This window comes from Pseudomonas sp. 3296 (genome assembly GCF_031456615.1).
In the GTDB taxonomy this organism is placed as follows: domain Bacteria; phylum Pseudomonadota; class Gammaproteobacteria; order Pseudomonadales; family Pseudomonadaceae; genus Aquipseudomonas; species Aquipseudomonas mucoides.
Genome location: NZ_JAVDUY010000001.1, coordinates 342,104 through 361,864 on the forward strand (window position 1 = coordinate 342,104; position 19,761 = coordinate 361,864).

Annotated in this window: 21 protein-coding genes and 1 tRNA gene; 5 read left to right on the forward strand and 17 right to left on the reverse strand. The window is 58.0% G+C overall.

Features of this window, described 5'->3' with window-relative positions; translation table 11 throughout:
• Nucleotides 1–103 precede the first annotated feature (103 nt).
• Genes J2X66_RS01625 through iolC form a run of 5 tightly spaced genes read right to left on the reverse strand, consistent with a single transcriptional unit; the run spans nucleotide 104 to nucleotide 6,194 of the window.
• Nucleotides 104–925, reverse strand: a complete 822-nt coding sequence (locus tag J2X66_RS01625) for a TIM barrel protein (protein WP_310260057.1) — start codon at nucleotides 923–925, stop codon at nucleotides 104–106.
• 25 nt (nucleotides 926–950) lie between these two features.
• Entirely contained in the window at nucleotides 951–2,453 is a 1,503-nt protein-coding gene (locus J2X66_RS01630; protein WP_310260060.1) for a CoA-acylating methylmalonate-semialdehyde dehydrogenase, read from the reverse strand.
• 44 nt (nucleotides 2,454–2,497) lie between these two features.
• Nucleotides 2,498–3,307, reverse strand: a complete 810-nt coding sequence (iolB, locus tag J2X66_RS01635) for a 5-deoxy-glucuronate isomerase (RefSeq protein ID WP_310260063.1) — start codon at nucleotides 3,305–3,307, stop codon at nucleotides 2,498–2,500.
• Nucleotides 3,307–4,197, reverse strand: coding sequence for a myo-inosose-2 dehydratase (iolE, locus tag J2X66_RS01640; protein WP_310260068.1), 891 nt, complete (start codon nucleotides 4,195–4,197; stop codon nucleotides 3,307–3,309). The genes iolB and iolE overlap by 1 nt, the downstream gene beginning before the upstream one ends.
• 59 nt (nucleotides 4,198–4,256) lie before the next feature.
• On the reverse strand, nucleotides 4,257–6,194 hold the full coding sequence (iolC, locus tag J2X66_RS01645; RefSeq protein ID WP_310260071.1) for a 5-dehydro-2-deoxygluconokinase: 1,938 nt from the start codon (nucleotides 6,192–6,194) through the stop codon (nucleotides 4,257–4,259).
• Nucleotides 6,195–6,504: 310 nt separating this feature from the next.
• On the opposite strand from iolC, the gene J2X66_RS01650 reads away from it, so the two are divergent.
• Entirely contained in the window at nucleotides 6,505–7,425 is a 921-nt protein-coding gene (locus tag J2X66_RS01650) for a MurR/RpiR family transcriptional regulator (protein ID WP_310260074.1), read from the forward strand.
• Between the two features lie 176 nt (nucleotides 7,426–7,601).
• On the forward strand, nucleotides 7,602–8,717 hold the full coding sequence (locus J2X66_RS01655; RefSeq protein ID WP_310260076.1) for a Gfo/Idh/MocA family oxidoreductase: 1,116 nt from the start codon (nucleotides 7,602–7,604) through the stop codon (nucleotides 8,715–8,717).
• A 103-nt stretch (nucleotides 8,718–8,820) separates the two neighbouring features.
• Here J2X66_RS01655 and J2X66_RS01660 read toward each other — a convergent pair.
• The 9 genes from J2X66_RS01660 to thrS all read right to left on the reverse strand — a co-directional run bounded on the left by J2X66_RS01660 (nucleotide 8,821) and on the right by thrS (nucleotide 16,277).
• Nucleotides 8,821–8,897: transfer RNA gene (locus J2X66_RS01660), tRNA-Pro, on the reverse strand.
• 90 nt (nucleotides 8,898–8,987) lie between these two features.
• Entirely contained in the window at nucleotides 8,988–9,344 is a 357-nt protein-coding gene (locus J2X66_RS01665) for a MerR family transcriptional regulator (protein WP_003179985.1), read from the reverse strand.
• Nucleotides 9,325–9,627 carry an integration host factor subunit alpha gene (gene ihfA / locus J2X66_RS01670; protein WP_002553164.1) on the reverse strand — a complete coding sequence of 101 codons (303 nt, stop codon included), beginning with the start codon at nucleotides 9,625–9,627 and terminating at the stop codon, nucleotides 9,325–9,327. The genes J2X66_RS01665 and ihfA overlap by 20 nt, the downstream gene beginning before the upstream one ends.
• A gap of 3 nt (nucleotides 9,628–9,630) precedes the next feature.
• Nucleotides 9,631–12,012, reverse strand: coding sequence for a phenylalanine--tRNA ligase subunit beta (gene pheT, locus J2X66_RS01675; RefSeq protein ID WP_310260079.1), 2,382 nt, complete (start codon nucleotides 12,010–12,012; stop codon nucleotides 9,631–9,633).
• 26 nt (nucleotides 12,013–12,038) lie between these two features.
• Entirely contained in the window at nucleotides 12,039–13,055 is a 1,017-nt protein-coding gene (pheS, locus tag J2X66_RS01680; protein WP_007905876.1) for a phenylalanine--tRNA ligase subunit alpha, read from the reverse strand.
• Nucleotides 13,056–13,164: 109 nt separating this feature from the next.
• Nucleotides 13,165–13,521, reverse strand: coding sequence for a 50S ribosomal protein L20 (gene rplT, locus J2X66_RS01685; RefSeq protein WP_007905879.1), 357 nt, complete (start codon nucleotides 13,519–13,521; stop codon nucleotides 13,165–13,167).
• Nucleotides 13,522–13,548: 27 nt separating this feature from the next.
• Nucleotides 13,549–13,743, reverse strand: coding sequence for a 50S ribosomal protein L35 (rpmI, locus tag J2X66_RS01690; protein WP_008145659.1), 195 nt, complete (start codon nucleotides 13,741–13,743; stop codon nucleotides 13,549–13,551).
• 60 nt (nucleotides 13,744–13,803) lie between these two features.
• Nucleotides 13,804–14,355, reverse strand: a complete 552-nt coding sequence (gene infC, locus J2X66_RS01695) for a translation initiation factor IF-3 (RefSeq protein WP_172435341.1) — start codon at nucleotides 14,353–14,355, stop codon at nucleotides 13,804–13,806.
• Nucleotides 14,355–16,277: a threonine--tRNA ligase gene (gene thrS, locus J2X66_RS01700; protein ID WP_010455934.1), complete on the reverse strand. Its 1,923-nt coding sequence runs from the start codon at nucleotides 16,275–16,277 to the stop codon at nucleotides 14,355–14,357. The genes infC and thrS overlap by 1 nt, the downstream gene beginning before the upstream one ends.
• Nucleotides 16,278–16,660: 383 nt before the next feature.
• Here thrS and J2X66_RS01705 point away from each other — a divergent pair, with 383 nt between their 5' ends.
• Nucleotides 16,661–16,960 carry a hypothetical protein gene (locus tag J2X66_RS01705; RefSeq protein WP_310260084.1) on the forward strand — a complete coding sequence of 100 codons (300 nt, stop codon included), beginning with the start codon at nucleotides 16,661–16,663 and terminating at the stop codon, nucleotides 16,958–16,960.
• A gap of 292 nt (nucleotides 16,961–17,252) precedes the next feature.
• Entirely contained in the window at nucleotides 17,253–17,465 is a 213-nt protein-coding gene (locus tag J2X66_RS01710; protein WP_003179963.1) for a cold-shock protein, read from the forward strand.
• A 72-nt stretch (nucleotides 17,466–17,537) separates the two neighbouring features.
• On the opposite strand, the gene J2X66_RS01715 is transcribed toward J2X66_RS01710, so the two are convergent.
• Nucleotides 17,538–17,858, reverse strand: a complete 321-nt coding sequence (locus tag J2X66_RS01715) for an I78 family peptidase inhibitor (protein ID WP_027921554.1) — start codon at nucleotides 17,856–17,858, stop codon at nucleotides 17,538–17,540.
• A 163-nt stretch (nucleotides 17,859–18,021) separates the two neighbouring features.
• The gene (locus J2X66_RS01720; protein WP_310260088.1) at nucleotides 18,022–18,327 is read right to left on the reverse strand and encodes a hypothetical protein; all 306 of its coding nucleotides are present in this window, start codon (nucleotides 18,325–18,327) and stop codon (nucleotides 18,022–18,024) included.
• A 132-nt stretch (nucleotides 18,328–18,459) separates the two neighbouring features.
• Here J2X66_RS01720 and J2X66_RS01725 point away from each other — a divergent pair, with 132 nt between their 5' ends.
• Nucleotides 18,460–18,672: a hypothetical protein gene (locus tag J2X66_RS01725; protein ID WP_027921556.1), complete on the forward strand. Its 213-nt coding sequence runs from the start codon at nucleotides 18,460–18,462 to the stop codon at nucleotides 18,670–18,672.
• A gap of 32 nt (nucleotides 18,673–18,704) precedes the next feature.
• On the opposite strand, the gene J2X66_RS01730 is transcribed toward J2X66_RS01725, so the two are convergent.
• A complete protein-coding gene (locus J2X66_RS01730; RefSeq protein WP_310260092.1) occupies nucleotides 18,705–19,733 on the reverse strand; it encodes a nucleoside hydrolase in 1,029 nt (342 codons plus the stop codon).
• Nucleotides 19,734–19,761 lie beyond the last annotated feature (28 nt).

Sequence of the window (19,761 nt, forward strand, 5' to 3'; positions counted from 1 at the left end):
GGAGTGAGCCAGCTCGCGAAGGCGGCGGCACAGTCAATATCGATGTCGCCTGACACAGCGCTTTCGCGAGCAGGCTCGCTCCCTCATTTGATCCGCGTTGGCCTCAGGCCAGGGATTTTTGCAGGTGATCCATGCTTGCCCCAATCGCCTGCCGGATATCCGCCAGGCCATGGACGCTGTCGGCAAACGGTTCGAACGACAGATAGCCGCTGTAACCGCTACTGAGCAAAGCGTCGATTTGCGCCGCGTTGCCAAGAATGTCGCCCTCGCCCACCAGCACCCGATGACCGTCTCGAATGGTCGCCAACGGGGCCTCGGCATCCTCGACGCCGGAGATGTGCACCAGCCCGGTCAGCTCGGGGAAGCATTCATGTTCGCCAGCCAAGTGGTGATGAAAGGTGTCATGCACCAGACGGAACACATCCAGCCCGCCGATGGCCTTGATCGCGTCCACCGCTGTGCGCTTGCGGCGCAGCGAGCACTCTTCGAAACCCAGCGGCTCGATGAAACCGACAATGCCGTGTTCACGCAGGATCGGCGCCAGTTCAGTCAACGCCGTGCGCAAACCTGAAGCACGTACGGCCTCGTTACGCGGGTCGGCACGGTCGTTGAGCGGGCACATGACCAACCCTTGCGCGCCGCAATCACGGGCATAAGCGGCCAGCTTCAAGGCCTGTGCGCGGCGCTCGTCATTCCACACATCAAACGGATACAACGCGTTGATCGACAGCACGGTAACGCCTTGGGCCGCGCACAACTCACGGACGCGCTCGGGGGCCGTGCCGTCCTCGATCTCGACCCCTTTAAGGTCGTTGCGAATTTCGATGGCGTCGGCCTTGAGGGCCACCGCCAACTCGATGAATGCCGGCAGGGACAAACGTGGGGCGACCATACGGTTCAGGGCGAAACGCAGGGGTTTGCTCATTGTTGTTATTCTCCGCACAGGTGTATCAACTGGCCGTCGGCATACTGAATTCAGGGCCCTTGGCGATGCTGTCAGGCCAGCGCTGCATCACACTTTTGTAGCGGCTGTAGAAGCGGATGCCCTCTTCGCCATAAGCGTGGTGATCGCCGAACAGCGAGCGTTTCCAGCCGCCGAACGAGTGCCAGGCCATCGGCACCGGAATCGGCACGTTGATGCCGACCATGCCGACCTTGATCGTGCGGGCGAAGGCCCGGGCGATGCCGCCGTCGCGGGTGAAACAGGACACGCCGTTGCCAAACTCGTGGGCGTTGATCAACGCGACGGCGCTGGCGAAATCCGGCACCCGTACGATACCCAGCACCGGTCCGAAAATTTCCTGTTGGTAGATGCTCATCTCGGTCGTGACGTTGTCAAACAGCGTCGCACCGACGAAGAAGCCGTTCTCGGCGCCCGGCACCTTGAAGTGGCGACCGTCGACGATCAGCTGTGCGCCCTGGGCTACGCCTTCGTCGATGAAACCTTCGACTTTGGCCTTGTGCTCGGCCGTCACCAACGGTCCCATGTCGCTGTCGCCCTTCAGACCGTTGCCGACCTTGAGCTGATCGATACGCGGCAGCAGTTTGGCAATCAGCTGGTCGCCGACATCGCCCACCGCCACGGCAATCGAAATCGCCATGCAGCGCTCGCCGGCCGAGCCGTAAGCCGCACCGATCAAGGCATCCGCCGCTTGATCCAGATCCGCGTCCGGCATGACGATCATGTGATTCTTCGCCCCGCCCAGCGCCTGCACGCGCTTGCCGCGGGAGGTGGCTTGCTGGTGGATGTACTCGGCAATCGGCGTCGAGCCGACAAAGGAAATCGCCTCGATGTCCGGGTGTTGCAGCAACGCGTCGACGGCGGTCTTGTCGCCCTGGACCACGTTGAACACACCGTCCGGCAACCCGGCTTCGCTCAACAGACGGGCCATCAGCACACTGGCGGACGGGTCGCGCTCGGACGGCTTGAGGATGAAGCAGTTACCGGTGATCAGCGCCAGCGGGATCATCCACAGCGGCACCATCACCGGGAAGTTGAACGGCGTCACGCCAGCGCACACACCCAGCGGCTGACGCAGGTTCCAGTTATCGATGCCACCACCGATGTTGTCGCTGAAATCGGTTTTCAGCAGGTTCGGCGCACCGCAGGCGTACTCGACGATTTCGATGCCCCGGGTGACTTCGCCCTTGGCGTCCGAAAACACCTTGCCGTGTTCGCGGCTGATGATTTCTGCCAGCTCATCGTGATGTTGGTCGAGCAATTCCTTGAACTTGAACATCACCCGCGAACGGCGCAGGGACGATTGTTCGGACCAGGCCGGAAAGGCTTTCAGGGCCGAGGCGACGGCTTCGTCTACGGTCTTCTGGCTGGCCAGCCCGACGCGCGCCTGGACGCTGCCGGTGGCCGGGTTGAAGACGTTGTTGAACCGTTCGCTGCTGCTGTCTTGCACTTGACCGTGGATGTAATGGCCGATGATCGGGGCGTTGCTCATTGATCGTGTTCTCCGTGCAGAAGTTGGAATTCAGGCTGTCGGGTTCAGAAATCCAGCAGCCAGCTGTGCTGCGGATCGTTATGGAACTGCCAGACACGTTTCGGTCCGGCCATCACGTTCAGGTAATACGACTCATAGCCGTACGGAACGCTGACCGGGTGGTACCCCTTCGGCACAACCACCAGGTCGCTGTTTTCCACGGCCATGGCCTGATCGATGCTGCGATCATCGGTGTACACCCGCTGAAATACGAAGCCCTGGGGCGGGTTGATCTGGTGGTAATAGGTTTCTTCGAGAAAACTCTGGTGCGGCAAATCGTCGGTGTCGTGCTTGTGCGGCGGGTAGCTCGAGGAGTGACCCGACGGCGTACGCACTTCCACCACCAGCAGCGAATGGGCCGGTTCGGTGTCCGGCAGAATGTCGCAGACGTAACGGGTGTTGGCGTCCTTGCCGCGCACGCTGCGCTTCATGGTGTCGGGTTTGATCAGCCTTGGGCCGAAGTCGTTGCTTGCTGAACCGGGCGCGGCGCACACGGCGATTTGCACGTCGCTGAGCGCGACCACTTGCGCCTGACTGCCCGGTGGCAAGTACGCGGCGAAGGGGGATTTGTCTTCGAACACTGACTGACGGTCGCCGATGTTGTCCCAGTCGAACGCGCCCTGCCCCGGCGCTTCGCCCTTGATGCTGACCCGGCCGCTGAGCAGCACCAGGCACAATTCCTTATCAGCGGCCGACACCGGCAGGGTTTCGCCGGGGCTCAAGCGGTAAGCGGCGAAGCCGACGTATTCCAGCTCACCTTTACCCAGCTCGACCATGGTCCGGCCACTGACATTGCTTTTGACCAGCAGGCTCATCAGGCAATCCTCTCGTCGAGCAGAGTGTGCAGGGTGTCGTAGCCTTTTTTGGCGTAGGCATAACTCGGCGCCACCGCTGGATCCTGCTCGGCTTCGACCACCAGCCAGCCGTGGTAGTCGGCGGCCAGCAGTACGTCGAGCAAAGCGCCAAAATCGATATCGCCATCGCCGGGCACAGTGAACGTGCCGTTGATGATGCAGTCCGGGAAGCTCCACAGGTTGTTGCGCGCCAACTGCACCACTGGCTTGCGCACGTCCTTGAAATGCACGTGGCAGATGCGTTTGATGTGTTTGCGCAGCACCTGCAAGGGTTCGCCACCGCCCATGTAGCAATGCCCCGAATCGAACAGCAGACCGACTTCACTGCCGGTCAGCGCCATCAGTTTGTCGATGTCGGTCGGGGATTCGACGTAGGCACCCATGTGGTGGTGATAGGCCAGGCGCACGCCTTGGGCCAGGGTGAAACGTGCCAGTTCGGTGAGCTTGTCGGCGTATTCCTGCCAGGCGCGCTCGGTGTGGAACTGCGGGCGTTCGACCAACGGGATATGCTGGCCTTGAATGGAGTCAGCGACTTCGCCGTATACCAGCACCTTGGCGCCGTTCTTCGCCAACAACTCGACATGGCTGCCGATGGCGTCGATTTCTTCGGCCACCGAGCGACGGGCCAGACGACTGGAATACCAGCCGGACACCAGCGCCAGGTCGTAAGGGCGCAGTACATCGCCGACACCCTTGGCGTCCTTGGGGAATTTGCCGTTGAGTTCAAAACCTTCGTAGCCGATTTCCTTGCCTTCGCTCAACGCGGTGCTCAGCGGCGTCTCGCCACCGAGGGACGGCAGGTCGTCGTTGCTCCAGGAGATCGGGTTGATGCCAATTCGAATAGCGGGCATGGCTGCACCTTTTATTGTTGTCTGAATGAGATCTCTGCAAACCGGCCCTGTTCTGCGCGTCAGGCACGGGCTGTGCGCCAGGCATCGATCAGTTCAACGAACGTGCCCTGCACTTGACGGATCAGCGTTTCATCGTCGATTTCACCGGCCATCCACGCGCGGCTCGGCTCCTGGAAAATCGTTCGGCCGACGGCAAAACCACGGCAAGTCTGGCTCTTGCTGGCCTGTTGAAACCCTTCGGCCAATGCTGCGGCCGGCGCATTCAAGCCCAGCAGCACCACGCCTCGGCAGTACGGATCACGCTCCTGAATCAGCTCGTCGAGTTGCTGCCACTGCTCGGCACTCTGCGCTTCGATCTTCCACCACGCCGGGTAAATGCCCAGGTTGTAAAGGCGTTTGAGGGCGCGATACAACACATGCGGATGGGTTGACGGGTGATCATTGGGCGGGATGATTTCCAGCAGCAGTTCATGACCGCTGACCTGGGAGGCCTGATACAAACCCTTGATCTGTGCTTCCTGCTCCAGTCGCAGCATCGGCTCGTCGTCAGGGTGGAATTGCACCAGGCACTTGATGATTTGTTCCTGCGGCCAGGCGATCAGGTTGCTGCCGATGGAACGACCATGTTCGAAAGCCAATGGCCGCGAGCCTTGCACTTCAACCGGGCGAGCCACCCACCAGCCGCGACCGGTGGCGGCGTTGAGCGAGTCCTGGCCAAAGCGTTGGTCAGCCAGCAGCCCGACATCGGCCTCGATGCCTTGCTTGCGCAAATCGGCTTCGACTCGCTCCACGGCCTTGACAAACAGTTGCTTGAGTTCGCCGATAGCGCTCAGCTCGCGCCCGCCCTTGTGCGCCAGTTCCACCAGTTGCCTACGATGATCGAAGGCGAAAATAAACAACTGCTTCCACTGTCTGCGCGGCACGCTGACATGATGCAGACGTTGCAACACTTCATCCTGATCAGGCCGGGTTATCGGCACCGGACTGTTGAACAAATAGTCGAGTTCGGCGCGGGTCGGCATGGCCGGGGCGCAAGCATGGCGGGAGACCACCAGACCACCACAGGCATTGGCCAACTGGCAGCAGCGCTCATCGCTGGCATCCTCCAGCCAACCGGCAAGAAAGCCCGACATGAAGGCATCGCCGGCGCCCAATACATTGAGCACTTCCACTCGTACACCCGGATAAATGGCGCCGTCTTCGAGACGTTCCGGGATCACCCCGTGAATCACCGTACAACCTTGCGGGCCGAGCTTGACCACCAAGGTCGCAGTGCTCAGCCGCCGGACATTGCGTAATGCCGTGAGCAAGTCCTCGGACCCGCCAGCAATCAGAAACTCTTCTTCAGTGCCGACGATCAGGTCAAAACGCGGGAGGATTTGCTGTACGTGCTGACTGACGTTCTGGTCGGCGACGAAACGGGTTTCGCCGTCAGCTTTACCCGCCAAGCCCCAAAGCACCGGGCGATAGTCGATGTCCAGCACCCGTTTGACGTTGTGCTTTTCGGCGTAATCCAGCGCCTGGATGCTCGCCTTGTACACGCCGTCTGTGGAGAAATGGGTGCCGGTGATCAACAGGGCTTTGCTGGATGCGATGAAGGCTTCGCGGATGTCTTCGGCCCGCAGCGCCATGTCGGCGCAGTTTTCGCGGTAAAAGACCAAGGGAAACGTTTCGCGATCCTTGAGCCCCAGAAGGACCATAGCAGTCAGGCGCTCCGGATCGACCTTGATGCCGCTGACGTCGCAACCTTCGCGAGCCAGCGATTCCACCAAAAAGCGACCCATGTGATCGTCACCCACCCGGCTCAGCATCGCCGATTTCACACCCAGGCGCGCCGTGCCAAAAGCGATGTTGGCGGACGATCCACCGAGGTATTTGGCGAAGCTGCTTACATCCTCCAACCGCGCCCCGACTTGCTGCGCATAGAGGTCGACGCCAACGCGCCCCAGACAAATCAGATCCAACCGACGTCCACTGGCAAAACGAGTCTGGCCCATGCTGGCTCCTGTTATTTTTATCAGCCTGTATTCGAGGCGATGGCCGCGCCGAACACTCTTGGTGGATGCAGACTAGAACGTACGGGACCGAATAATCAATAATTATTCTATATATTTTTTACATGGAATATTTTTTCCAATAAACTTTAATACGAGCGTTCCAGAGGCAGTGCATCGATTCAGCAAGCATCACACGACCGCAAGCTCATGATTTTGTTCGGGCCTACCCTGTAGACTGCGCGCAGCCAACCTATTGTCAGGGGACGAGGTGAACAATCGTCCCTATAAGAACAAGCCTGAAGGATTCCCTATGTCCCGCACCGATCAGCCGGCAACGACCGAGAGCACGCCCGAAGGCGATTTCGCCAGCCCCCCGATCAATGCCGAGCGTCTGCTGCAGCTGATCACCAATGAATACGACAGCCTGCCGCGCCAGCTCAAACGCATCGCCAGTTACATGAGTCAGCAAAGCGACCGGATCATGGTCGACCGCATCAGCGACATCGCCCGCGAGTGCGAAGTGCACCCGTCGGCCATCGTGCGGTTTTCCCAGCGTTTCGGCTTCAGCGGCTTCAGTGAAATGCAGGCGTTGTTCCGTGAGGCGTATACCCACAAAACCACGCCGGTGCAGAACTACCAGCAGCGCATTCGCAGCATGATCGCCAACAAATCGCAGAAAGCCAGCGGCGGCGACCTGGCGCGCGAGTGCATCGATGCGACCCTTTCGGGCATCGAACGACTGGGGCTGGAACTCGATGATCAGGCCTTCGACAAGGCCGTGGACATGGTGGTGAATGCCGACAACATCTACGTGGTCGGCGTGCGCCGTTCGTTCGCGGTAGCCGATTACCTGGTCTATAACCTGCAACACACCAACAAGCGAATCCACCTGGTCTCGGGACTCGGCGGCAGCTACCGCGAGCAAATGCGCAGCGTGCGCGCCAATGACCTGGTGATCGCCATCAGCTTCACGCCGTACGGCAAGGAGACGCAGCACTGCCTGCGCATCGCCCAGCATCAACAGGCGAAAACCCTGATCATCACCGACAGCAATCTCTCTCCCCTGGCCAAGCGCGCCAACACTCTTCTGCTCGTCAACGAAGGCAGTTCGTTTGCGTTCCGTTCATTGAGTGCGACTCTGTGCCTGTGCCAGGCGCTGTTTATCGCCGTGGCCTATCGACTGGAGTTGAAGGTCGACGATATTCACGAGCAGGTCGGATTCGACGACTGACCGAGACGTTGACGTTTGGCTCCGCGCGCAGCGGCTCGAGGCAGAACCGAACCCACTGCGCCAATAACTGGCTGCGATCCAGCCGCCTGATGTAAATATTATTTTCATAAATTGATAAAAAGGAATAAATATTCTATTAATTGGATCTCTGAAAACAAGAATCCAAAGGATCTGTCATGCGCGAACTCGGAATCGGACTTATCGGCACGGGATTCATGGGCCGCGCCCATGCCTTGGCGTTTCGTAACGTCAGTGCGGCATTCGAACTGCCCTTCACGCTTCGCCTCACCGCCCTGGCCGACGCCGACCCCGTTCGTGCGCAAGCATGCGCCACCGCCTGGAGCTTTGAGCACGCCTATGACGACTGGCAGCAATTAGTCGACGATCCCAAGGTCAACCTGATCGCCATCACCACGCCCAACCACCTGCACTACCCGATGGCAATGTCCGCTATTCGCGCCGGCAAGGCGGTGTACTGCGAAAAGCCGCTGGCGGTGAACCTTGAACAAGCCAATGCCATGCACCTGGCAGCCAAGAATGCAGGCGTCGTTACGCGTGTCGGCTACAACTACCAGCACAACCCGATCATCGGCCTGGCAAGGGAACTGATACTGAACGGCAGTCTCGGCGAGATCATCAGTTTTCAAGGCGAATTCAGCGAAGACTTCATGGCCGATCCAGCATCCCCTTGGTCGTGGCGCTGTGAGGCCGAACATGCCGGCGGGGCCCTGGCCGATCTGGGCAGCCACTTGCTCGCCATGGCGCGTTATCTGCTCGGCACTGTCGAAGCGGTGTGCGCCGACTCCCAGACCGTGCATCGTCAGCGCCCGGCCACCGCCGGTAGCCTGGAACTGCGTCACATTGCGGTGGATGATGAGACACATGCCCTGCTGCGCTTTTCCAGCGGCGTGCGCGGTACCTTCAGCAGCAGTTGGCTCAAGCACGGTTACAAGAATCATCTGAGCTTCGAGATCAGTGGTACGCAAGGCACCCTTGCGTTCGATCAGGAACGTTTGAATGAGTTACGCCTGTGCCGCGCCGGGCAAGACGGATTCCAGCGTTTATTGGCCGGCCCAAACCTGCCCGGTTACGCAGCGTTCAGTCCAGCGCCAGGGCATCAGCTGGGCTACAACGAACTGAAGACGCTAGAAGTACATGAACTGATCATGGCGTTGGCCGGGCACGGACAAGCCGGCACTGATTTCGAGCAAGCCTTTGAAGTGGAGCGACTGGCGACGGCGATTCGACTGGCGGCTCGGGAGCAGCGCTGGGTCAGTATCAGCGAGCTGTGATCGCTGAAAAGGCTGCGCTAAATGGCGGCAGCTTTTCTATCAGGAGGGGACACTGAAAGTAAAAAAGGGCCGCGAGATAAAATCTCGCGACCCTTTAAATATATGGTCGGGACGGAGTGATTCGAACACTCGACCCCTAGCACCCCATGCTAGTGCGCTACCGGACTGCGCTACGCCCCGACTAGGCGGTGAAACTCGCCCCTCTTCTCGAAGGACGCTCAAGAATATATCGCAAGCTTTTGAAAACTGGAAGTATTCAAACGCAGGAAATTATTTCTTGAGGACCACCAACACATCTTCCAGCTCGGCAATCATCTGCCGAATCATTTGTTTGTATTGGGTGGTGTCGTCTTTGGCTTCATCGCCGGACAAGCGCAAGCGCGCGCCGCCGATGGTGAACCCTTGATCGTAAAGAAGCGCGCGGATCTGCCGGATCATCAGCACGTCTTGTCGCTGATAATACCGGCGGTTCCCGCGGCGTTTGACGGGGTTGAGTTGAGGAAACTCCTGCTCCCAATAGCGCAGCACGTGCGGTTTTACGGCACACAGCTCGCTGACTTCACCGATGGTGAAGTAGCGTTTGCCTGGGATGACGGGGAGCTCGTCGTTATGACTTGGTTCCAGCATAAGCCTCAACTCGGGCCTTCAACTTCTGCCCTGGACGAAAGGTGACCACACGGCGCGCCGTGATCGGGATTTCTTCCCCCGTTTTCGGATTGCGGCCAGGCCGCTGGCGTTTGTCCCGAAGGTCGAAATTGCCGAAACCGGACAATTTGACTTGTTCGTTGTCTTCAAGAGCGTGCCTGATTTCTTCAAAAAACAGTTCGACCAATTCCTTGGCCTCCCGTTTATTCAGGCCCAGCTCTTCATACAGACGTTCCGCCATCTCAGCTTTCGTCAGAGCCCCCATACGTCACTTCCTTAACGTGGCGTTCAACCTTTGTTCGAGCGAGGTGAGGATGTTTTGCGTCGTGGTATTCACCTCATCGTCATTAAGAGTGCGCGATGGATGCTGCCAGGTCAAGCCGACTGCGAGGCTTTTTCTATCAGGATCAATGCCTTTACCCTGATACACGTCAAATAGCCTGAGGTCCGTCAGCCATTCCCCTGCATTTTCACGGATTACGTCCAGTACTGCGCTGGCTGCGACGTCTTTTTCGGCAATCAGTGCAAGGTCACGACGCACTTCAGGAAAGCGCGATAACTCTTGGAATTTTGGCATTTTACCCAACGCCACTTCCGCCAGAACCAGCTCGAATACGAACACCGGACGGTCGAGGCCGAGGGTTTTCGACAATTCGGGGTGGATGGCGCCGACAAAACCGACCAGACGGCCTTCACGTTCGATACGCGCGGTTTGACCCGGGTGCAGCGCTGGGTGTTTGCCCGGCACGAAAGTGAAAGAGTTCAGCGCACCGGCAAAGCCCAGCACCGCTTCCACATCAGCCTTGACGTCAAAGAAGTCCACGACATCGCGACCCTGCGCCCAGCCTTCCGGCAGACGGCTACCGCACACCACACCGGCGAGCATTGGCTCTTGCTTCAGGCCTTCGAGTTGACCGACGAAGCGCAGACCGCTTTCGAACAGACGGACGCGGTCCTGTTGACGATTCAGGTTGTGCTGAAGCGCCTTGACCAGGCCTGGCCACAAGGACGAGCGCATGGCCGCCATGTCGTTCGAAATCGGGTTGGCCAGCAGCAGTGGTTCCACACCCGGATTAAACAGTTCGAATTGTTTCGGATCGATGAAGCTGTAGGTGATCGCTTCCTGGTAACCACGGGCGACCAGCAGGCGACGCAGCTCAGGCAGATCGCTGCGCGCTTCGGCCTTGGCTTGTGGCGCCAGGCGAGCTTGCGGGTAGCGAACCGGCAGACGGTTGTAACCGTACAGACGGGCCAGCTCTTCGATCAGATCGACTTCCAGGCTGATGTCGAAGCGGTGGCTTGGCACTTCAACGCGCCACTGCCCTGCCCCGTCGGCGGAAACGGTCAGGCCCAAAGCGTTGAGCAGACGCTCGACTTCGGCTGAATCCATTTCCATGCCCAGCATTTGGGTGATGCGCTGTGCGCGCAACGTCACCGGAGCAATCTTCGGCAGATGCTGTTCGCTGACGGTTTCGATGATCGGGCCGGCTTCACCGCCAGTGATCTCCAGCAGCAGGCCAGTGGCGCGCTCCATGGCTTCACGGGCCAGTTGCCAGTCCACGCCACGCTCGTAGCGGTGCGAGGCGTCGGTGTGCAGGCCGTAGGAACGGGCCTTGCCAGCGACAGCGATCTGATCGAAGAACGCGCTTTCAAGGAAAATATCGCGAGTGGTCGCGGTGTTCACACCACTGTGCTCGCCACCCATGACGCCGGCGATAGCCAAGGCGCGGGTGTGGTCGGCAATCACCAGCGTATCGCTACGCAGGGTGACTTCCTGACCGTCGAGCAGCACCAGCTTCTCGCCTTCTTCGGCCATGCGCACGCGAATGCCGCCATTGATTTCGGCGAGATCGAAGGCGTGCAGCGGTTGACCCAGCTCCAGCATCACGTAGTTGGTGATGTCGACAGCCGCGTCGATGCTGCGCACTTCGGAACGACGCAGGCGCTCAACCATCCACAACGGCGTAGGCTTGGACAGGTCGACGTTACGAATCACACGCCCCAGGTAACGCGGGCAAGCGGCTGGCGCCAGCACTTCAACCGAACGCACTTCGTCGTGCACGGCTGGAACGGTGGCAACAACCGGGCGAGTGACGGTGGCGGCGTACAGCGCGCCGACTTCACGGGCCAGACCGGCCAGGGACAGGCAGTCGCCGCGGTTCGGGGTCAGGTCAACCTCGATGCTGGCGTCGTTCAGGCTCAGGTATTCGCGAATGTCCTGACCGACCGGTGCATCGACCGGTAATTCCATCAGGCCATCGTTGCCTTCGCCCACTTGCAGCTCGGCTTGCGAGCACAGCATGCCGTTGGACTCAACGCCACGCAGCTTGGCTTTTTTGATTTTGAAGTCGCCCGGCAGCTCGGCACCGATCATGGCAAACGGGATCTTCAGGCCCGGGCGCACGTTTGGCGCGCCGCAGACGACCTGGAAGGTCTCCGAGCCATTGCTGACCTGGCACACACGCAGCTTGTCAGCGTCCGGGTGCTGCTCGGTGCTCAGCACCTCGCCCACGACCACACCGCTGAAAACACCGGCGGCCGGCGTAACGCTATCGACCTCAAGACCGGCCATCGACAGACGAGCAACCAGCTCGTCGCGACTTACCTGCGGGCTTACCCAGCCACGCAGCCATTGTTCACTGAATTTCATCCTGCTCTCCTAAGAATTCGTTACGACTAGCGAAATTGCGCGAGGAACCGCAAGTCGTTGTCGAAGAACAGACGCAAGTCGTTCACGCCGTAACGCAGCATGGCCAGACGCTCAACGCCCATGCCGAAGGCAAAGCCCGAAAACTCTTCCGGGTCGATCCCGGACATACGCAACACGTTCGGGTGAACCATGCCGCAGCCCATCACTTCCAGCCAGCCAGTCTGCTTGCAGACGCGGCAGCCTTTACCGCTGCACATCACGCATTCCATGTCGACTTCAGCGGATGGCTCGGTGAACGGGAAGTACGAAGGACGGAAACGCACGGCCAGTTCTTTTTCGAAGAACACGCGCAGGAATTCTTCGATGGTCCCTTTCAGGTCGGCGAAGTTGATATCGCGATCGACCAGCAGGCCTTCGACCTGGTGGAACATCGGCGAATGGGTAATATCGGAGTCGCTACGGTACACACGGCCTGGGCAGACGATGCGGATCGGCGGCTGTTTCGATTCCATGGTGCGGACCTGTACCGGCGAGGTATGGGTGCGCAGCAACATGTTGGCATTGAAATAGAAGGTGTCATGCATCGACCGGGCGGGGTGGTGGCCTGGGATGTTGAGCGCTTCAAAGTTGTGATAATCGTCTTCGACCTCAGGGCCTTCGGCAATGCCGTAGCCAATGTGGGTGAAGAACTGTTCGATACGTTCCAGAGTCCGGGTAACCGGATGCAGACCACCGGAAGTCTGGCCGCGGCCAGGCAGGGTCACGTCAATGGACTCGGCAGACAGTTTGGCTGCCAGGTCGGCCTCTTCAAACAGTGCCTTGCGAGCATTGAGAACCTCTGTGACACGCTCCTTGGCAACGTTGATCAGGGCGCCGACTTGCGGACGCTCTTCTGCCGGCAAATTCCCCAGGGTCTTCATCACCTGAGTCAATTCACCCTTTTTGCCAAGGTAGTGAACCCGGATTTGCTCCAGGGCATTGATATCTTCAGCGCTTTGCACAGCCTCTAGTGCTTGAGAGACGAGCGCGTCCAGGTTTTCCATGTACAGACTCCAGATACAAAATAGGGGAAGAGCTTGAAGGCTCTTCCCCTATTTATGACGTTTAACACCTGGCCCCACAGAGATGAGGCCGGGTGACTGTCGGGGGTACTTAAGCCAAGGTGGCTTTAGCTTTCTCGACAATCGCAGCAAACGCCGCTTTTTCGTTCACTGCCAGATCAGCCAGAACCTTACGGTCGATCTCGATGGACGCTTTTTTCAGGCCGGCGATGAAACGGCTGTAGGACAGACCGTTGATACGTGCACCAGCGTTGATACGAGCGATCCACAGAGCGCGGAACTGACGTTTTTTCTGACGACGGTCACGGTAGGCGTATTGGCCTGCCTTGATTACCGCTTGCTTGGCAACACGGAATACGCGCGAGCGAGCGCCGTAGTAGCCTTTAGCAAGTTTCAGAATTTTTTTGTGACGTTTACGGGCAATGACGCCACGCTTTACACGAGCCATGAGTTACTTCCTCTATTCTTGACTAAATTAACGAAGGCGCAGCATGCGCTCGACTTTTGCCACGTCACACGGTGCCAGCAAGCTGCTACCGCGCAGTTGACGCTTACGCTTGGTCGACATTTTAGTCAGGATGTGGCTCTTGAAAGCGTGCTTGTGCTTGATACCGTTAGCAGTTTTCAGAAACCGCTTAGCAGCACCACTTTTAGTTTTCATTTTTGGCATGTTCGGATACTCCGCATTCAGTTGATAAACATAATCAGAAGGCCTGCCGTGCCCTGTTGATTACTTCTTCTTTTTCGGGGCGATGACCATGATCAGCTGGCGTCCTTCCATCTTAGGATGCTGTTCGACCGAACCGTACTCGAGCAAGTCACCTTCAACTCGCTTGAGGAGTTCCATCCCCAGCTCCTGGTGGGCCATCTCACGGCCGCGGAATCGCAAGGATACCTTGGCCCTGTCCCCATCACTCAGGAAACGTACCAGGTTGCGCAGTTTTACCTGGTAATCCCCTTCCTCCGTCCCTGGACGAAACTTGATTTCTTTAACCTGGATCTGCTTCTGGTTTTTCTTGGCCGCAGCAATCTGCTTCTTCTTCTCGAAGATCGACTTGCCGTAGTCCATCAGCTTGCAAACAGGGGGTACTGCATCGGCGGAAATTTCCACCAAATCGAGCTTGGCTTCTTCAGCCTTAAGAAGCGCGTCTTCAATTGACACAATCCCAAGCTGCTCGCCTTCAGCCCCAATTAACCGAACCTCGCGTGCCGAGATATTCTCGTTGATCGGGGCTTTCGGTGCAGCTCGTTTATCTTGTCTCATTTCACGCTTAATAATAATTACTCCGAATCTGGGCGACCACGCCGGGAAACCGCTTGCGCGAGAAACTCAGCGAACTGGGCGACGGGCATCGAGCCCAGGTCAGCACCTTCACGAGTACGCACAGCGACAGTCTGCATCTCGACTTCCCGATCTCCGATAACCAAGAGATAGGGAACCTTGAGCAAAGTATGCTCGCGGATTTTAAAGCCGATCTTTTCATTTCTCAAGTCAGACTTGGCACGAAATCCGCTTTCGTTGAGAGTTTTTTCAACTTCAGCAGCAAAATCGGCTTGTTTATCAGTGATATTCATAATCACTGCCTGGGTCGGAGCCAGCCACGCAGGGAATGCACCCTCGTAGTGCTCGATCAGGATTCCGACGAAACGTTCGAAGGAGCCCAGGATCGCCCGGTGCAACATTACCGGGTGCTTGCGACTGTTGTCTTCGGAGACGTATTCGGCTCCCAGACGGACAGGCAGGTTAAAATCGAGCTGAAGGGTACCACACTGCCAGACACGGCCAAGGCAATCTTTCAGCGAGAACTCGATCTTCGGACCGTAGAACGCACCTTCGCCTGGCTGCAAATCGTACGGCAGGCCCGCGCTATCAAGGGCTGCAGCCAAAGCCGCTTCGGCGCGATCCCACAATTCGTCGGAACCTACGCGTTTTTCCGGACGAGTGGACAGCTTCATCTCGACGTCTTTGAAGCCGAAGTCGGCATAAACGTCCATGGTCAGCTTTATGAACGCAGCGGATTCAGCCTGCATCTGCTCTTCAGTGCAGAAGATGTGGGCGTCATCCTGAGTGAACGCACGCACACGCATGATGCCGTGCAACGCACCCGATGGCTCGTTACGGTGGCAAGCACCGAATTCGGCCAGACGCATCGGCAACTCGCGGTAGCTTTTAAGGCCCTGATTGAACACTTGCACGTGGCAAGGGCAGTTCATTGGCTTGATGGCGTAGTCGCGGTTTTCCGACTGGGTGGTGAACATGTTGTCGGCGTAGTTGGCCCAGTGCCCGGATTTCTCCCACAAGCTGCGGTCAACGACCTGAGGCGTCTTGATCTCCAGGTAGCCGTTGTCGCGCTGAACCTTGCGCATGTACTGCTCGAGGACCTGGTACAGCGTCCAGCCGTTCGGGTGCCAGAACACCATGCCCGGCGACTCTTCCTGGGTGTGGAACAGGCCCAGGCGCTTGCCGATCTTGCGGTGATCGCGCTTTTCAGCTTCTTCGATGCGCTGGATGTAAGCCGCCAGCTGCTTCTTGTCCGCCCAGGCAGTGCCGTAAACGCGCTGCAATTGCTCGTTCTTGGCATCGCCACGCCAGTAGGCGCCGGACAACTTGGTCAGCTTGAAGGATTTCAAGAAACGCGTGTTCGGCACGTGCGGGCCGCGGCACATGTCGACGTATTCTTCGTGATAGTACAAACCCATGGCCTGCTCGTTCGGCATGTCCTCGACCAGGCGCAGTTTGTAGTCTTCGCCACGGGCCTTGAACACCTCAATCACTTCGGCGCGCGGAGTGACTTTCTTGATCACGTCGTAATCTTTCTCGATCAGCTGCTGCATGCGCTGTTCGATGGCGGCCAGGTCGTCCGGAGTAAAAGGACGCTCGAAGGCGATGTCGTAATAGAAGCCTTCGTCAATGACCGGCCCGATCACCATTTTGGCGGTCGGGTACAACTGCTTGACCGCGTGGCCAACCAGGTGGGCGCAAGAGTGGCGAATGATCTCCAGCCCCTCTTCATCCTTTGGCGTAATGATTTGCAGTGTGGAATCGCTGTCGATGATGTCGCTGGCGTCGACCAGCTTGCCATTGACCTTGCCGGCCACGGTGGCTTTGGCCAAGCCAGCACCAATGGATGCGGCGACCTCGGCTACGGAAACCGGGTGATCGAATGAACGTTGACTGCCGTCGGGAAGAGTAATAGTTGGCATGGCGCCTCCTCTCCTAGTGGTGACCCCTACCAAAGGTCACGTGGGTTGGGATGAGCCAGTACAAGATCCGATCCAGGCCATTCAATGACGAACGCCTGCCTTACAGCGGCAGGAGCCTTGCGGCCAACCGGAAAACCGAACCAGAGTGACTGGGATTCAAATCAGGGTTATTCGCGCATTTACCGCCACCGGGACTGAAGGTCATCCGGAGCTTGCAAACGCCCGAGCCAGACATGCTAGCACAGATGAACGGTCGTCGACGCCTGCGTACTCGGACAATGAAGATTTCCACACTTTTACGCGCAGAGTGAACTTGAGATGTACGGGCCACCTCAAATAGGCTGAGAATCGCTACAGATTATCGACCCCAAGGAGTTCCTGACATGCGTCTTACCCGTCTTTTTACCGTCGCCGCCCCGCTAGCCCTGCTGCTGCCACTGAGCGCACATGCCGCATGGCCGGCTGGCGTGAAAGACCAGTACATGAGCGACTGCACCAAAGCTGCCAGCCAAAAATTGAATCCAGCCGAAGCGAAGAAGCACTGCGCATGCGGTGCCGACGTTCTCGATAAAAAATTCACTACCCAGGAAATCACTCAGCTGATGGACAAAAACAATCCACCTGGCCCTGAGTTGAGCCAGCGTGCTCTGAAAGAAATCTCGGCGTGCAGAGTCCAGAAATAAGGTTTTGCAGTGCAGCTTTTGATGGATTAGCAGGTCAAAACCAGCCAAAAAAGAGCTGATTTACATAATTTACGCAGGTTTTATGGCTTTTTTTACTGCCCTGTTTTTTAGCACAAAGCCGCTTAAACCGGGGCTTCCAGCCATTCTACGCGACGAAAAGCATGCTATATGAGGGCAAACAGCGCGTCCGGGGGGCTCCCAAAGCTAACATTTCGACTATGATACTCCGGTGTGCCCAGTTGGCCTGAGCAGCACAGCACTACTGAAAATATATGTTTCTTGGAGATACACCATGTCTAATCGCCAAACCGGCACCGTTAAATGGTTCAACGATGAAAAAGGCTTCGGCTTCATCACTCCTCAAGGTGGCGGTGACGACCTGTTCGTACACTTCAAAGCTATCGAAAGCGACGGTTTCAAAAGCCTGAAAGAAGGCCAAACCGTTTCCTTCGTGGCTGAGAAAGGCCAAAAGGGTATGCAAGCTGCACAAGTTCGCCCAGAGTAAGTTTCTGGCGCACTAAAAAAACCCCGTCCATGTGACGGGGTTTTTTATGGGAGAAACAAAAGCCTGGTGCAATCAGCCGCAGTTGACGCGAGTGACCACCCGATTGGCATCGGTGTTGAGGTTCAGGCGATCAGAGCGGTACTCCAGGGTCACCATGTCGTTGGGCGACAAGAACCGTGCATTCTGTGCGCCTGCGCGAGTGCGCGCCTGCTCCAGCAGTTCGGGCGAAGCCACTTTGCCAACAGTGAATTGCGCAGCCTTTGCTTCGCAGCGGCTATGACCCGTGTCAGTCGTCGTTACAGGGTCAGTTGCCGACTCGGATGACGGACTGCTGCAACCTGCCAGCAGAGTGACGGCAAACACAGTCCCCAATGACGCGAGCTTCCAAGGCATGAAGCCTCCTTTTCAATTATTAAGCAGAGATCGTGCGACCGCCATTTCGGCGTTAGGTTTCAAGGCGAATGCCCCACCCGACCCTCGATTCGCACATGCGCCGAGTGTGCCTGAGCATCGCCCTGCCCTTCAGCACTCAATCGTGACTGAATATGAACAGCGCTCAATAAACGTCAATGTAGTCGTACGGCGGGTTCGGCCAGTTGTCTTTCAACGCGTTGAAAATCTGCATGACCCAGACTTCGTCACTGGCTGCGACTAATCCGACGTAGCCCGAGCCTTTTGCCCAAGTCTCCAGCCGAAATCGCAGCCCTGCGATGTCAGTGCCGCCGACGACACCCGACGAGATGTAGGCAATGCCGCCTTGGGTGACCCGCAGCTGAGTGTGTTCATCGTCACTGGCGGACGCCAACAACTGGCGCACAGCCTCAAGGGTCAAACCGTCAGGGGTATTCAAATCGATCTGCACAGCGCGGTCCTTGAAAATTCATCAAAGACCAAGTGTCGCATAGCCCTCCTCCCATGCCTAAGTCGGAGTGCCAAACGCCGCGCAAAATGGTTAACTCGACTTTCAGACTTCCCCGACTTCACGAGCGCCATCATGACCACCGTAAGCATCGACGCCGACATCAAAGCCAAGTGGCAGGACGGACATAGCTCCTACAGCCCAAGCAGTACGGAAGAGCTCGCCATTATCGGTATCGATCTATTGGTCCGGGACCTTGGAACCGAGGCCGCACAATCGTTCATCGAGCAAATCTTCGAAAAACACCTGGCGGACCAAAAAGCCGCCGTAGAGGCAGGACGGGCGTAAAACCCGCAGGCTGGCACCTGCGGGCGTGCGGTTTATTTCAAACGGGCCAGACGCTGAGTCAGCAAGTCGAAGAAGCCCTGAGCATCGCCACTCTCAACCCAGAACGCATTTTTCGGCGCGTTCAGGCCGCCATACCAGTCGACAATCGTTTGACCAAAGGTCGGACCTTCGCGGCTATCAACGACCACGTTGACCGAGCGACCGCTGAACAGCTCAGGCTTGAGCAGGTAGGCGATGACGGTGGCGTCATGCACCGGGCCACCGGGAATTCCGTAGTGCTCCATGTCATCCTTGATATATCCATTGAGAATGTCACCCACCAACTTGCTGGCATTGTTGTTGATCGCCGCGATCTGCTTCAGGCGCGATTCGCTGGTGAGGATCTTGTGGGTCACATCCAGCGGTAGATAAGTCAGTTTCACGCCACTTTTCAACACGATTTCGCCGGCCTGCGGATCGGCGAACAGGTTGAACTCGGCCACCGGCGTAATGTTGCCACCGTTGAAGTGCGCACCGCCCATGATCACCACTTCCTTAATACCCTGAACGATTTCAGGCTCCTGGATCAGCGCCAGCGCCAGGTTGGTCTGCGGGCCGAGCATGGCGATCGTGATGCTGTGGGGTTTGGCCGTTTTCAAGGTGTCGATCAGGTAATTGACCGCACTGCCTTCAGCCAGGCCCTTCTTGGGTTCATGCACGGCGACGCCTGACAGCCCCTCCTTGCCATGAATGTTCTCCGCATAGATCGGCGTGCGCATCAGCGGCTTCGGCGCACCGGCATAAACCGGCACGTCTTCGCGCCCTGCCCACTCCCGGGCCAGTCGAGCATTACGCGATGTCTTGTCCAGACGCACGTTGCCGGCCACGGTAGTCACTGCACGAATGTTCAGCTCATCGGGCGACGCCAGGGCAAACAGCAAAGCGACCACGTCGTCGGTTCCCGGATCGGTGTCGATGATCAAGTCGATCTTTTCCGCCGACTGGGCGCTCGTTGCAGTAATCAGGGACAAAAGCAGCAGACTCCGAAGCAGATGGTGCAGTTTCATAGCATAGCGGGGCATATCGCACTCCTTGTGCGCAGGAAAAATC